Source organism: Albidovulum sp., from assembly GCF_041919395.1.
Lineage (GTDB): Bacteria > Pseudomonadota > Alphaproteobacteria > Rhodobacterales > Rhodobacteraceae > Albidovulum.
Genome location: NZ_JAYRTX010000095.1, coordinates 1 through 13,341 on the forward strand (window position 1 = coordinate 1; position 13,341 = coordinate 13,341).

Consider the following 13,341-nt stretch of genomic DNA (forward strand, 5'->3'; position numbering starts at 1 on the left):
CCGTGCTCGCCCGCGCAGCTGCGCGCGGGGTGGAACTCAAATGGTTCGGCGCAAAAGAACCGCAGGGCTTCACCTCGCGCCACGACTCCTGGCGCTACGCGAAGCCGCAGGACCTGCCAAGGACCGACCGCATCCTCGCCGGCCTCGTCGACATGCGCCTGCCGCTGACCTTCACCACGGACGACGCCGCCCTCATCGCGCGCATCTTACGCGAGGAGGTCTCGACGGTGCATCAGGGCGACGTGCAGGCGCCGGTCGAAATGCCGCAAGCCGACTGAACGCCGTCATTTCCCGGCGTCGTAAAGCGGCACGGTCGAGATCGACATCTTGCCCGACCCTTGCGTCAGTTCGCTCGCATGGGCGAGGTAGATCAGCGTATTGTTCCTTTGGTCGAGGATCCGCGTCACCCGCAGCGACTTGAAGATCAGCGAAGTGCGCTCGGAGAAGATGTTCTCCCCATCCGCGCTCCGGTCGACGTTGCCCACCGTGATCGGACCCGTCTGACGGCAGTCGAGCGCCGACCAGGATGGGTCCTCGAACCAGTTGCCCTGGCTCAGCCGGTCGAGCACCGAGCGGTCGAAATAGGCGACGTGGCAGGTCACGCCCTGCACCTTGGGATCGGGGATCGCCTCGATCATGATGTCGTTGCCGACCCAGTCAACCCCGACCTTGCCGACCACCTCCGCTTCGGCGGTGGCGGGCAGGGCGGCAACAAGGGCGAGGGCAAGACGCGGAAACATGGGACGATCCTTTCGGTTGGGCAGCGGGAAAATGCCATAACGGTCTTTCCGCCGCCACCGGTTCCGCCGAAAGCGGCTTGACCCGACTCGCGGCTTGGCCGTATGAATTGAACACACGTTCATTTCCTCGGGAGGGACCGGAATGTTCACCGCGTCGATGAAGTTCCATCTCGGCGATGAGGTCGAGGCGCTGCGCGACATGGTCCACCGCTGGGCGCAAGACCGCGTGAAGCCGCTCGCGGCGGAGGTCGACCGGACGAACGAATTTCCCGCCGCGCTCTGGAAGGAAATGGGCGATCTCGGCCTTCTCGGCATCACCGTGCCCGAGGAATATGGCGGCGCGGGGATGTCCTATCTCGCCCATGTCATCGCGACCGAGGAGATTGCGCGGGCCTCGGCCTCGGTCTCGCTGTCCTACGGGGCGCATTCCAATCTCTGCGTCAACCAGATCAAGCTGAACGGCAGCGAGGCGCAGAAGCACAAGTATCTGCCCGGCCTGATTTCGGGCGAGCATGTCGGCGCGCTGGCCATGTCGGAGGCGGGTGCGGGGTCCGACGTCGTGTCGATGAAGCTGAAAGCCGAAAAGCGGAACGGTTACTACGTCCTGAACGGCACCAAGTTCTGGATCACCAACGGGCCGGATGCCGATACGCTGGTGGTCTACGCCAAGACCGACCCCGAGGCCGGATCGAAGGGCATCACCGCCTTCATCGTCGAGAAGAGCTTCAAGGGTTTCTCGACCTCGAAACATTTCGACAAGCTCGGCATGCGCGGCTCGAACACTGCCGAGCTGGTCTTCGAGGATGTCGAGGTGCCGTTCGAGAACGTGCTCGGGCAGGAAGGCAAGGGCGTCCGCGTCCTGATGTCCGGGCTCGATTACGAACGGGTGGTGCTGTCGGGCATCGGCACCGGCATCATGGCCGCCTGCATGGACGAGGTGATGCCTTACCTCGCGCAGCGCAAGCAGTTCGGCCAGCCGATCGGGTCGTTCCAGCTGATGCAGGGCAAGATCGCGGACATGTACACCAAGATGAATTCCGCCCGCGCCTATGTCTACGAGGTGGCGCGCTCCTGCGACCGCGGCGAGGTCACGCGCCAGGACGCGGCCGCCTGCGTGCTCTATGCGTCCGAAGAGGCGATGACGGTCGCCCATCAGGCGGTGCAGGCGATGGGCGGCATGGGTTTCATGAACGAAAGTGCGGTCAGCCGCATCTTCCGCGACGCCAAGCTGATGGAGATCGGCGCCGGGACGAGCGAGATCCGCCGGATGCTGATCGGGCGCGAGCTGATGGGGAGGATGGGGTGAGGCGGGTCATGCGCACCACCGGGGGAAACCCCGGGCAGCGCCCGACCGTTCGACGGGCGTTCGCCGCGCCACTGGCGCGACGGTCCCGTCTCAGCCCCGGTGCGGGCGCCGCCCTTCACGCAACGCATAGAAGTTTCGGGATCAGATCATGCGACTGACCTCCTCCGTCCTGCCCACCTCCGACACGTTCCGCGCCAATCGCGCCGCGCATGAGTCGCTGCTGGCCCGTATCGCCGGGGCGGCAGCGCTCGCCGCTGCGGGTGGCGGCGACAAGGCGCGCGAGCGGCATGTCGCGCGCGGCAAGCTGCCGCCGCGCGAACGGGTGGCGAACCTGCTCGATGCCGGTTCGCCCTTCCTCGAGATCGGCGCGACGGCGGCGCACGGCATGTATGGCGGCGATGCCCCCTGCGCCGGCCTCATCGCCGGGATCGGGCGCGTCCACGGGCAGGAGGTCATGGTGGTCGCCAACGACGCCACCGTGAAGGGCGGCACCTATTACCCGATGACGGTGAAGAAGCACCTCCGCGCCCAGGAGATCGCCGGCGAGAACCGCCTGCCTTGCGTCTATCTCGTCGACTCCGGCGGCGCCAACCTGCCGAACCAGGACGAGGTCTTCCCCGACCGCGACCATTTCGGGCGCATCTTCTACAACCAGGCGCAGATGAGCGCGAAGGGCATCCCCCAGATCGCCGTCGTCATGGGATCGTGCACGGCGGGCGGCGCCTACGTGCCCGCGATGTCCGATGTCTCGATCATCGTCCGCGATCAGGGGACGATCTTCCTCGCCGGCCCGCCCCTGGTCAAGGCCGCGACCGGCGAGGTGGTCAGCGCCGAGGACCTCGGCGGCGGCGATGTCCATACCCGGCTTTCCGGCGTTGCCGACTACCTGGCCGAGGACGACGCCCACGCCCTCGCGCTCGCCCGCCGCGCGATCGGCGGCCTGAACCGGCGCAAGCCCGAGACCGTGGTCTGGCAAAGTCCGGAAGACCCGGCCTATGACCCCGACGAGATATTCGGCATCGTGCCCGCCGACCTGCGCACCCCCTACGACATCCGCGAGGTCATCGCCCGGATCGTCGACGGCTCCTGGTTCGACGAGTTCAAGCCGCGCTTCGGCGAGACTTTGGTGACGGGCTTCGCCCATGTCATGGGCTGCCCGGTGGGCATCGTCGCCAACAACGGCGTCCTCTTCAGCGAAAGTGCCGTCAAGGGCGCGCATTTCATCGAGCTGTGCAGCCAGCGGTCGATCCCGCTGGTCTTCCTCCAGAACATCACCGGCTTCATGGTCGGCCGGAAATACGAGAACGAGGGCATCGCCCGGCACGGGGCGAAGATGGTGACGGCGGTGGCGACGACCTCGGTGCCGAAGATCACCATGCTGGTCGGCGGTTCCTTCGGCGCGGGCAATTACGGCATGGCGGGCCGCGCCTATTCGCCCCGGTTCCTCTGGACCTGGCCCAATTCCCGCATCTCGGTGATGGGCGGCGAACAGGCGGCGGGCGTCCTCGCCACCGTCAAGCGCGACGGGATCGAGCGGGCGGGCGGCGCCTGGAGCGCGGAGGAGGAGGCCGAGTTCAAGCGCCCGACCATCGAGATGTTCGAGGAACAGTCGCATCCCCTCTACGCCTCCGCCCGGCTCTGGGACGACGGCATCATCGACCCGCGCAAATCGCGCGAGGTGCTGGCGCTCTCGCTCTCGGCCGCGCTCAGCGCGCCCATCGAAGCGACGCGCTTCGGCGTGTTCCGGATGTGACGATGCGCCGCCGCTCCCCCCTCGACCGGGTGCTGCGGCTCGGGATGGGCGCGTCCCTCGCGCTCGGGATCGGCCTGCCTGCCCTGTCCTTCGCCAACGGGATGCTGAAGCCGCATGACGGCTGCGCGGTCGTCCTTGTCGTCGATGGCGACACGGTCAAGCTTTTCTGCCCCGGCGAAGGCGTCGTGACGGCCCGCCTCCTCGGCCTCGACACGCCCGAGATATTTTCGCCGCAATGCCTGGGCGAACTCGGCAAGGGCCTCGGCGCGACCGCGCGGCTGAACCTGTCGCTGCTTGCCGCCGCCCATATCGCCGAGGCGGGCGAACAGACCGACCGCTACGGCCGCCGCCTCGTCACGCTCAGCCTCGACGGTGCCGATGTCGCGCCGGACATGATCGCCGCCGGGCTCGCGCGTCCTTACGCCGGCGGCAAGCGCGAAGGCTGGTGCGCATGACGGCCGATCGCCTCGCAGCCCTCAAGGCCCGCTACCCCGGCGCCGAGACCTTCACCTTCGGCGACAGCCGCGCACTTTGCGACCGGCTCCTCGGCCTGGTTCGGGACGGCCGCAAACGCGCCACCTGCGGCGCGCTGCGCGACTACCACGCCGAGGGCGAGCCGCTGCCCGTTGCCGGCCGCCGCGACATCGCGCTCGACTGGGACGGCGCGCCCGCGCTCGTCATCGAGACCGTCGAGGTCACGGTCCGACGCTTCTGCGACGTGGACGCGGATTTCGCGCTGGCCGAGGGCGAGGATCACTGCCTCGAAGGCTGGCAGGCGGGGCACCGCGCCTATTTCGAACGGAATGGCGGGTGGAGCGCGGAGATGGAACTGGTTTGCGAGCGGTTCCGGCTGATCGAGGATCTGGCGCGATGAGATATGCGGATCGCCGATCTTCGCTTCTTCATTGTCCAAATACCCCACGGGGGTCCGGGGGTGTGAAACCCCCGGCGCTGACGGAAGGATGACACAGTGTTCCACAAGATCCTGATCGCCAACCGCGGCGAGATCGCCGCCCGCGTCATCGACACCTGCCGCAGGCTCGGTGTGGCGACGGTCGCGGTCTATTCCGACGCGGACGCCTCGGCCCGGCATGTGGCGATGGCGGACGAGGCCGTCCATATCGGCGGTCCGGCCCCTAAGGACAGCTACCTGATGGCGGAGGCCATCATCGCGGCGGCGCAGGCGACCGGCGCGGAGGCGATCCATCCCGGCTACGGCTTCCTGTCCGAGAACCCCGATTTCGTCGATGCGGTCGCGGCGGCGGGTCTCGTCTTCATCGGCCCGTCTGCGAAAGCGATCCGCGCGATGGGCCTCAAGGATGCCGCCAAGGCGCTGATGGAAAAGGCGGGGGTGCCGGTCGTGCCCGGCTATCACGGCGCGAACCAGGACCCCGAACATCTGGCGGGCGCGGCCGAGACGGTCGGCTACCCGGTCCTCATCAAGGCCGTCGCGGGCGGCGGTGGCAAGGGGATGCGCCTTGTGGAGCGACCGGAGGAGTTCGCGGAAAAGCTCGAAAGCGCGCAATCCGAGGCGCGGACCGCCTTCGGCAATCCCGCCGTGCTGATCGAGAAATACGTCCAGAAGCCGCGTCATATCGAAGTGCAGGTATTTGGCGACGGGACCCGCGCCGTTCATCTCTACGAGCGCGACTGCTCGCTCCAGCGCCGCCATCAGAAGGTGATCGAGGAGGCGCCTGCCCCCGGCATGACGGCTGAGATGCGCGCCGCGATGGGCCAGGCGGCAGTGCGCGCCGCCGAGGCGATCGGCTATTCCGGCGCGGGAACGGTGGAGTTCATCGTCGACGCCTCGGACGGCCTGCGCCCCGACCGCTTCTGGTTCATGGAGATGAACACAAGGCTTCAGGTCGAACATCCGGTGACCGAGGCGGTGACCGGCATCGACCTTGTCGAATGGCAGCTTCGCGTCGCCTCGGGTGAACCGCTCCCCGCGACGCAAGACGAAATCCGTCTCACCGGCCACGCCTTCGAGGCGCGGCTTTATGCCGAGGACGTGCCGGCGGGCTTCCTGCCCGCGACCGGGACGCTTTCCCACCTGAAATTCCCGGAAGGCGCGCGGGCAGAGACCGGCGTGCGCCCCGGCGACACGATCAGCCCGTGGTACGATCCGATGATCGCCAAGATCATCGTGCACGGTCCGACGCGCGCCATCGCGCTCAGGCAGCTTTCCGCGGCGCTCGACGCGACCGAAGTCGCGGGCTCGGTCACCAACCTCGCCTTCCTCGCGGCGCTCTCGCGGCATGAGGGATTCGCGGCGGGCGATGTGGATACCGGGCTCATCGCCCGCGATCTCGACGCGCTGACCGATGTGGCCCCGGCGGACATGACCGTGAAGGCGCTCGCCGCTCTCGGCGCGGCGGGGCTGGCCGACCGGGGAGGCGCGCTGGCGGGCTTCACCCTGTGGCAACCGCTTCGCCGGACGGTCCCTCTCGAGGGTGTCGAGGCGGTCGTCGAGGTCATGGCGCCTGACCGGGCGCGGGTGAGTATCGCTGGCGAGACTGCGGAGTGCTTCCTTCGCGGCGGCCAATGGTGGGTCGATGGTCATCCCTCTGGCGCGCGGATCGTGGTGACGCCGGGTCTTGTCAGCATCTTCGGCCGCGGCGCGCATCATTTCCACCTGGTGGACCCGCTCGACCGCGAGGCCGATGCGGCGGGCGGGGGGCTGACGCTTTCGCCGATGCCGGGCCTCGTGAAGGCGGTCTTCGCGAAGGCGGGGCAACGGGTGAAGGCGGGCGACCGGCTCGCCGTGCTGGAGGCGATGAAGATGGAGCACACGCTGACCGCCGCGCGCGACGGCATCGTCGCCGAAGTGCTCGTGGCGGCCGGCGCACAGGTCGAGGCGGGGGCGGCACTCGTCCGGCTGGAGGAGGAGGCATGATCCGCCTGCACCACTGCCACCAGACCCGCTCGATGCGCACGCTCTGGCTGCTGCATGAAATCGGCGTTCCCTTCGAGGTGGTCGTCCATCCGTTCGACAGGTCGCTTCGCGCACCGGACTACCTCGCGCTCAATCCGGCCGGGCGTGTCCCCGCGCTCGAGATCGACGGTCGGGTGCTGTGGGAGACGGGGGCGATAACCGAATACCTCTGCGAGCGCTTCCCGCAATCCGGCCTCGGCCGGGAGCCCGGCCATCCGGATCGTGCCGACTGGCTCGTCTGGGTGCATTTCGCCGAGACGGTCAGCCAGCACACTGCCGCGCTTACGCAGCAGCACATCGTCCTCTACGACGACGCCATGCGCAGCCCGGTGGTCATGCGGCTGGAGGCCAAGCGGCTGGAGAAGTGCTACGCCGCGCTCGAAGGCCGGCTCGCGGGGCGCGACTGGCTGGTCGGTAGCGGTTTTACGGCGGCGGATGTCGGCGCCGGCCAGGCCCTCTACATGGCGCGGCACTTCGCGCCGACAGAGGCATTCCCGGCGCTCACCGACTGGTACGCGCGCGCCAGTTCCCGACCCGCCTTCCTGCGGTCGCTGCCGCCCGAGGGCTCCGACCTCCTCTACAAGCGCGACTTCTACGAGGCATGGGATGGCTGAGTTCGTCGAGATCGTCGAGATGGGCCCGCGCGACGGGCTGCAGAACGAAAAGCGGATCATACCGACGGCGGAAAAGATTGTGCTCGTCGATGCCCTGAGCCTGTGCGGTTTCCGGCGGATCGAGGTGGCGAGCTTCGTCAGCCCGAAGTGGGTGCCGCAGATGGCCGACGGTGCCGAGGTCCTGGCCGGGATCAACCGCGCGCCCGGGGTGCGCTACGCGGCGCTGACGCCGAACATGAAGGGCTACGAGGCCGCAAGGGCCGCGCGTGCGGACGAGGTGGCGATCTTCGCCTCGGCTTCCGAAGGCTTCTCCAGGGCCAACCTCAACTGCACGATCGAGGAAAGCCTCGACCGGTTCCGCCCCGTGGCCGCGGCGGCACGGGCCGACGGCATTCCCGTCCGGGGCTACGTCTCGGTCGTGACCGACTGTCCCTACGACGGGAAGGTGGCGCCCGCTGCGGTCGCCCGCGTCGCCGCATCCCTCCGCGACATGGGCTGTTTCGAGATCAGCCTCGGCGACACGATCGGTCAGGGCCGGCCGGAGACGGTGGACGCGATGCTGACGGCGGTTCTCGCCGAACTGCCGGCCAGCCGCCTCGCCGGGCATTTCCACGATACGGCGGGCCGCGCGCTGGACAATATCGACGCCGCGCTCGCCCGCGGGCTCAGGGTCTTCGACGCGGCGGTGGCGGGGCTCGGCGGCTGCCCCTATGCGCCGGGGGCGGCCGGGAACGTGGCGACGGAGCGGGTCGCGGCGCATCTGGCCGCACGGGGCTACGAAACCGGTCTGGACGCGGCGCGGATCGGTGCAGCTGCGGCCATGGCACGCGCGATGCGGGGGGCATGATGTTCGAGACGATCAGGGTGGATTGCGACGACCGGGGCGTGACGACGCTCACGCTCGACCGGGCAGAGAAGCACAATGCGCTTTCGGGCGCGATGATCGGCGAGCTGACCGAGGCCGCCGGCCGCCTCGGCCGCGATCCGGCGGTGCGGGTCATCGTGCTCGCGGGCGCCGGCGAAAGCTTCTGCGCCGGGGCCGACCTCGGCTGGATGAAGGAGCAGATCGCCGCCGACGGCGCCAACCGGGCGCGCGAGGCGACGCGGCTCGCCACGATGCTGAGCGCGCTCAACACCTGCCCGAAGCCGGTCATCGGCCGTGTCCAGGGCAACGCCTTCGGCGGGGGCTTGGGGCTCATGGCCGTCTGCGACACCGTCATCGGGGTGGATCAGGCGCGCTTCGGCTTCACCGAGACGCGGCTCGGCCTCATCCCCGCGACGATCGGTCCCTATGTCCTCGCGCGCATGGGCGAGGCGATGGCGCGGCGGGTATTCATGTCGGCGCGTCTCTTCGGCGCGGCCGAGGCGCTGGCACTGGGCCTTCTTGCCCGCGCCGTGCCGGCGGCGGAACTCGACGCCGCCGTCGAGGCCGAGGTCGCGCCCTATCTCGCCTGCGCGCCCGGAGCGGTGGCCGAGGCGAAGGCGCTCGCCCGCAGGCTCGGGCCGCGGATCGACGAAGGCGTGATCGCCGAGACCATCGGGGCGCTCGTCCGCCGCTGGGAAAGTCCCGAGGCGGTGGAGGGAATCGCCGCCTTCTTCGAGCGCCGCGCGCCGGCCTGGAAACGTTGAATGCGACATTGTTGCCGCATTGCGGCATCGCACCACAGGGCGTTTCCGCTAACCGCCCTCGGATCCGAGAATACGTTGATTTGCGCCGCGGTTTCCGCCTCGGCTTTGGTTGACCCTTTCCGGGCGGGGGAGTAAACGGGCGGAAGCGAACCCCGGGCAGACCCTGGGCAGACCTTGGGCCGCCCGACCGGGGGCCAGACGTAGGAGCAGGCAGTTGGACATCCTCCCCCGCGAATACCTCCCGATCCTGATTTTCCTAGGCATGGCGGTGGCGCTTGGCCTCGTCCTCATCCTCGCCGCGGTGATCATCGCGGTCCGCAACCCGGACCCCGAGAAGGTCTCGGCCTATGAATGCGGCTTCAACGCCTTCGACGACGCGCGGATGAAGTTCGACGTGCGCTTCTACCTCGTCTCGATCCTCTTCATCATCTTCGACCTCGAAGTGGCGTTCCTCTTCCCCTGGGCGGTGGCATTCAAGGACATTTCGACGGTCGGGTTCTGGTCGATGATGGTCTTTCTCGCCGTGCTGACGATCGGCTTTGCCTACGAGTGGAAGAAGGGGGCGATGGAATGGGCGTGATGACCGGGTCCAATACCGCCGGTGCCGACCGCGAGGTGGCGACCGGGGTCCTGAACCGCGAGTTGCAGGACAAGGGCTTCCTGCTGACCACGACCGAAGACATCATCAACTGGGCGCGCAACGGCTCCCTGCACTGGATGACCTTCGGGCTTGCCTGCTGCGCCGTCGAGATGATGCATTCCTCGATGCCGCGCTACGACCTCGAGCGCTTCGGCACGGCGCCGCGCGCAAGCCCGCGCCAATCCGACCTGATGATCGTCGCCGGCACGCTCACGAACAAGATGGCGCCCGCGCTCCGCAAGGTCTACGACCAGATGCCCGAGCCGCGCTACGTCATCTCCATGGGCTCCTGCGCAAACGGCGGCGGCTATTACCACTACAGCTATTCCGTCGTGCGCGGCTGCGACCGCATCGTGCCGGTCGACATCTACGTGCCGGGCTGCCCGCCGACGGCCGAGGCGCTGCTTTACGGCATCCTGCAACTGCAGCGGAAGATCCGCCGCACCGGCACACTCGTGCGCTGAGGAGAGTGACATGTCCGAAGCCCTTCGGGAACTGGCCGCCCATATCGAGCTTAAGCGGCCCGCCGAGGTCCTTGCGACCGATATCGCCTTCGGCGAGCTGAACGTGACCGCGACGCTGGCGGGCCTGCCGGATTTCGTCGAGTTCCTGCGCGCCGACCGCAGCTGCCGGTTCTCGACTCTCGTCGACATCACCGCCGTCGACCATCCCGAGCGGCCGGCCCGCTTCGACGTCGTCTACCACTTCCTCTCGATGTACCAGAACGCCCGCATCCGGGTGAAGGTTGCCGCGCGGGAGGAGGACATGGTGCCCTCGATCACCGCGGTCCACCCCGCGGCGAACTGGTTCGAGCGCGAGGTCTACGACATGTTCGGCATCCTTTTCTCCGGCCACCCGGACCTGCGTCGCATCCTCACCGACTACGGCTTCCGCGGCCACCCGCTGAGGAAGGACTTCCCCACCACGGGCTACACAGAGGTGCGCTATGACGAGGCGCTGAAGCGCGTCGTCTACGAGCCGGTGAAGCTGGTGCAGGACTACCGCCAGTTCGACTTCATGTCGCCTTGGGAGGGCGCGCAGTACATCCTGCCGGGCGACGAGAAACAGGGGGCGAAATGATGGACGGCTCCAGAGGCCACGACGACGCCCTGACCGGCGAGCAGAAGATCCGCAATTTCAACATCAACTTCGGCCCGCAACACCCTGCGGCACACGGCGTCCTGCGGCTTGTGCTGGAACTCGACGGCGAGGTGGTGGAGCGCTGCGACCCGCATATCGGACTCCTGCACCGGGGCACCGAGAAGCTGATGGAAAGCCGCACCTACCTGCAGAACCTGCCCTATCTCGACCGGCTCGACTATGTCGCGCCGATGAATCAGGAACATGCCTGGTGTCTCGCCATCGAGAAGCTGACGGGCGTCGCTGTGCCGCGCCGGGCCTCGCTGATCCGGGTGCTCTACTCCGAGATCGGGCGCGTCCTGAACCACCTCCTCAACGTCACCACCCAGGCGATGGACGTCGGCGCCCTCACGCCGCCGCTCTGGGGCTTCGAGGAGCGCGAGAAGCTGATGGTCTTCTACGAGCGGGCCTGCGGGGCGCGGCTTCACGCCGCCTATTTCCGCCCCGGCGGGGTGCATCAGGACCTGCCGCCGGCGCTGCTCGACGACATCGAGCAATGGGCGCATGAGTTCCCGAAGGTGATCGACGATCTCGACACGCTCCTGACGGAGAACCGGATCTTCAAGCAGCGCAACGCCGATATCGGCATCGTGCATGAGGAAGACGCGCTGACCTGGGGCTATTCCGGGGTCATGGTCAGGGGCTCCGGCATGGCCTGGGACCTGCGCCGTGCCCAGCCCTACGAATGCTATGACGAGTTCGACTTCAAGGTGCCGGTCGGGAAGAACGGCGACTGCTACGACCGCTACCTCTGCCGGATGGCCGAGATGCGGGAGTCGACCAAGATCATCCATCAGGCGATTGCCAAGCTGAGGGCGCCCGAGGGGCAGGGCGACGTGCTCGCCCGGGGCAAGATCACGCCGCCGCCGAGGGGCGAGATGAAGCGGTCGATGGAGGCCCTCATCCACCACTTCAAGCTCTATACCGAGGGCTTCCACGTCCCGGCGGGCGAGGTCTATGCCGCCGTCGAGGCGCCGAAGGGCGAATTCGGCGTCTACCTTGTGGCCGACGGCACCAACAAGCCCTATCGCGCCAAGCTCCGCGCGCCGGGCTATCTGCACCTGCAGTCGATCGACTGGATGGCCAAGGGCCATCTGCTCGCGGACGTCGCCGCGATCATCGGCACCATGGATATCGTTTTCGGAGAGGTTGACCGCTGATGCTGCGTCGTCTCGCACCGGTACAGCCGGACAGGTTTGAATTCACGCCCGCGAACCTCGCCTGGGCGAAGGGGCAGATCACCAAGTATCCCGAGGGCCGTCAAGCCAGCGCCATCATCCCGCTTCTCTGGCGGGCGCAGGAGCAGGAGGGCTGGCTGACGAAACCGGCCATAGAACATGTCGCCGACATGCTCGGCATGGCGCATATCCGGGCGCTGGAAGTTGCCACCTTCTACTTCATGTTCCAGCTGCAACCCGTTGGAACCGTTGCCCATGTCCAGATCTGCGGCACCACGTCCTGCATGATCTGCGGGGCAGGCGAACTGATCGAGGTCTGCCGCGAGAAGATCGCCGCGCAGCCATTCACCCTTTCGGCCGATGGCAAGTTCTCCTGGGAAGAGGTCGAATGCCTCGGCTCCTGCGCCAATGCGCCGATGGTGCAGATCGGCAAGGACTATTACGAGGACCTGACCGCCGAACGCTTCGCCGCGATCCTGGATGAACTCGCCGCCGGCAAGGTGCCGGTGCCGGGGCCGCAGAACGGGCGCTATTCCTCCGAGCCGCTGACGGGCCTCACGAGTCTGAAGGAGTTCGAGAGCGGAAGGACGCAGTATAACGCCTCGGTCCAGCGGGCGGTGGACCTGAAGGACACGGTGAAACGGATCGACGGAACCGAGGTTCCGATCCTCACGCCATGGACGGGCAAGGCCGCGCCGGCGACCCCGGCGAAGGGCAAGGCGCGGGAGCCCAAGCCCGCGAAGGGCGTTGCCGCCGACGCGACCGGCGTGACCGTCCAGGAGGCGCCCGCCACCTCGAAGGGCAAGCCGGCGGAGGCGGAGCCTGCGCCAGCCAGGGCGAAGAAGCCGCGCGCGCTCAAGGCACCCCGCAAGGGCGGGGCGGACGATCTGAAGCAGATCAAGGGCGTGGGCCCGAAGCTCGAGGCGCTTCTCCACAGCCTCGGTTTCTTCCATTTCGACCAGGTCGCCCAGTGGACGGCCGAGGAACTCGCCTGGGTCGACGACAACATCGAAGGCTTCAAGGGCCGCGCCAGCCGTGACGGCTGGGTGGAGCAGGCCAGGCTTCTCGCCGCGGGCGGCGAGACGGAATTCTCAAGGCGCGTGAGGAAGGGTGACGTCTACTGAAGACAGTCTGTCCGGGAGTGAAGGGTATGTCGGAGTCAGCAGGGGCGGAATGCCGCCGGAATTCTTGGCTGGTCGCACTGGCCGGGGGGGCGCTCGTGGCGCTCATGCTGCTCTTTGTCGCCCACTACGGCGTCCTGAAGGCGCTTGTGATCGGCCTCGTCTTCGCCGTTGTGCTGGGCGTCGTCCTGGTATGGGCCTTCTGTTCACGGCCGGCAAAGACCGCGGCACCTGCGGCTGAACGCGAACCCAGGCCCGCCCCGGAACCGAGCCCTGTCCCGGAGC

At 67.9% G+C, this 13,341-nt stretch carries 14 protein-coding genes and 2 pseudogenes; 15 read left to right on the forward strand and 1 reads right to left on the reverse strand.

What is annotated here, in order from left to right; genetic code table 11:
* A pseudogene (locus tag ACMUOO_RS14085) lies at positions 1-278 on the forward strand (aminotransferase); the annotation flags it as partial.
* Positions 279-284: 6 nt separating this feature from the next.
* Here the strand turns inward: ACMUOO_RS14085 and ACMUOO_RS14090 are convergent.
* On the reverse strand, positions 285-740 hold the full coding sequence (locus ACMUOO_RS14090) for a CreA family protein (RefSeq protein ID WP_301918544.1): 456 nt from the start codon (positions 738-740) through the stop codon (positions 285-287).
* Between the two features lie 142 nt (positions 741-882).
* Here ACMUOO_RS14090 and ACMUOO_RS14095 point away from each other — a divergent pair, with 142 nt between their 5' ends.
* The 14 genes and pseudogenes from ACMUOO_RS14095 to ACMUOO_RS14160 form a co-directional block, all read left to right on the forward strand.
* Positions 883-2,046 (forward strand): isovaleryl-CoA dehydrogenase, encoded by a 1,164-nt coding sequence (locus tag ACMUOO_RS14095; RefSeq protein ID WP_413855603.1) that lies wholly within the window; start codon positions 883-885, stop codon positions 2,044-2,046.
* A 148-nt stretch (positions 2,047-2,194) separates the two neighbouring features.
* Positions 2,195-3,799 carry a carboxyl transferase domain-containing protein gene (locus ACMUOO_RS14100; RefSeq protein WP_413855605.1) on the forward strand — a complete coding sequence of 535 codons (1,605 nt, stop codon included), beginning with the start codon at positions 2,195-2,197 and terminating at the stop codon, positions 3,797-3,799.
* 2 nt (positions 3,800-3,801) lie between these two features.
* A complete protein-coding gene (locus ACMUOO_RS14105) occupies positions 3,802-4,254 on the forward strand; it encodes a thermonuclease family protein (protein ID WP_301920059.1) in 453 nt (150 codons plus the stop codon).
* Positions 4,251-4,673 (forward strand): ASCH domain-containing protein, encoded by a 423-nt coding sequence (locus ACMUOO_RS14110; protein ID WP_301920058.1) that lies wholly within the window; start codon positions 4,251-4,253, stop codon positions 4,671-4,673. The genes ACMUOO_RS14105 and ACMUOO_RS14110 overlap by 4 nt, the downstream gene beginning before the upstream one ends.
* Positions 4,674-4,769: 96 nt before the next feature.
* Complete coding sequence (locus ACMUOO_RS14115; RefSeq protein WP_301920057.1) at positions 4,770-6,695, forward strand: acetyl/propionyl/methylcrotonyl-CoA carboxylase subunit alpha; 1,926 nt, start codon at positions 4,770-4,772, stop codon at positions 6,693-6,695.
* Positions 6,692-7,348, forward strand: coding sequence for a glutathione S-transferase family protein (locus tag ACMUOO_RS14120; RefSeq protein ID WP_301920056.1), 657 nt, complete (start codon positions 6,692-6,694; stop codon positions 7,346-7,348). The genes ACMUOO_RS14115 and ACMUOO_RS14120 overlap by 4 nt, the downstream gene beginning before the upstream one ends.
* Positions 7,341-8,195, forward strand: coding sequence for a hydroxymethylglutaryl-CoA lyase (locus ACMUOO_RS14125; protein ID WP_301920055.1), 855 nt, complete (start codon positions 7,341-7,343; stop codon positions 8,193-8,195). The genes ACMUOO_RS14120 and ACMUOO_RS14125 overlap by 8 nt, the downstream gene beginning before the upstream one ends.
* Positions 8,195-8,977, forward strand: a complete 783-nt coding sequence (locus tag ACMUOO_RS14130; RefSeq protein WP_301920054.1) for a crotonase/enoyl-CoA hydratase family protein — start codon at positions 8,195-8,197, stop codon at positions 8,975-8,977. Before ACMUOO_RS14125 ends, ACMUOO_RS14130 begins: the two co-directional genes overlap by 1 nt.
* A gap of 214 nt (positions 8,978-9,191) precedes the next feature.
* Positions 9,192-9,557 (forward strand): NADH-quinone oxidoreductase subunit A, encoded by a 366-nt coding sequence (locus ACMUOO_RS14135; protein WP_413855609.1) that lies wholly within the window; start codon positions 9,192-9,194, stop codon positions 9,555-9,557.
* A complete protein-coding gene (locus tag ACMUOO_RS14140; protein ID WP_301920157.1) occupies positions 9,548-10,081 on the forward strand; it encodes a NuoB/complex I 20 kDa subunit family protein in 534 nt (177 codons plus the stop codon). Before ACMUOO_RS14135 ends, ACMUOO_RS14140 begins: the two co-directional genes overlap by 10 nt.
* Positions 10,082-10,091: 10 nt before the next feature.
* Positions 10,092-10,697: an NADH-quinone oxidoreductase subunit C gene (locus ACMUOO_RS14145; RefSeq protein ID WP_301920156.1), complete on the forward strand. Its 606-nt coding sequence runs from the start codon at positions 10,092-10,094 to the stop codon at positions 10,695-10,697.
* Positions 10,694-11,917, forward strand: coding sequence for an NADH-quinone oxidoreductase subunit D (locus tag ACMUOO_RS14150; RefSeq protein ID WP_301920155.1), 1,224 nt, complete (start codon positions 10,694-10,696; stop codon positions 11,915-11,917). Before ACMUOO_RS14145 ends, ACMUOO_RS14150 begins: the two co-directional genes overlap by 4 nt.
* Positions 11,917-13,059 carry an NADH-quinone oxidoreductase subunit E gene (locus ACMUOO_RS14155; RefSeq protein WP_301920154.1) on the forward strand — a complete coding sequence of 381 codons (1,143 nt, stop codon included), beginning with the start codon at positions 11,917-11,919 and terminating at the stop codon, positions 13,057-13,059. The genes ACMUOO_RS14150 and ACMUOO_RS14155 overlap by 1 nt, the downstream gene beginning before the upstream one ends.
* A gap of 26 nt (positions 13,060-13,085) precedes the next feature.
* A pseudogene (locus tag ACMUOO_RS14160) lies at positions 13,086-13,341 on the forward strand (hypothetical protein); the annotation flags it as partial.